The following is a 380-nucleotide window of genomic DNA, read 5'->3' as shown; positions in this document are numbered from 1 at the left end:
CTTTGCAATCTTCTCGGTCGGAACCAAGGGAAGATAAGCCATCACCTTGCAGCCCTTGTCGGCGGAAGTGATCACAGTTTGGTTGTACTTGTCGCAGCAGTAGGCTGCAGTTGGAAGAACAGCACGACTAACCGTCGGAAAAAGAGGGATCTGGTTGAGCTTCCGCCAAGCAGAGAGCATGTACTGCTCCGCTCTTGGTTCGTAGGCAGTGTAAAACCCCTTAGCCACCGGTTCGACACGAGTGTACATCGTCTTGGCCAAGCCACAAGCAGTTTCCTTCATCCCTGAGCGATGGAGTTCTGATGCAACAGCAAGCGCTACTGCAGGAGCCTTCTGTGCTGCATGAATGGCATTCACAGATGCCTGTTTGACGGCTGGAG

General features: G+C 53.2%; 1 protein-coding gene. It reads right to left on the bottom strand.

All coding sequences use genetic code 11. The features are described from left to right. Positions 1-357: hypothetical protein (locus C6N31_RS42610; RefSeq protein ID WP_232486360.1), on the bottom strand; the 357-nt coding region annotated here is incomplete at its 3' end. Positions 358-380 lie beyond the last annotated feature (23 nt).

The organism is Streptomyces fildesensis (assembly GCF_016107395.1).
Taxonomy (GTDB): domain Bacteria; phylum Actinomycetota; class Actinomycetes; order Streptomycetales; family Streptomycetaceae; genus Actinacidiphila; species Actinacidiphila fildesensis.
This window is presented reverse-complemented; position numbering and strand designations above follow the sequence as displayed.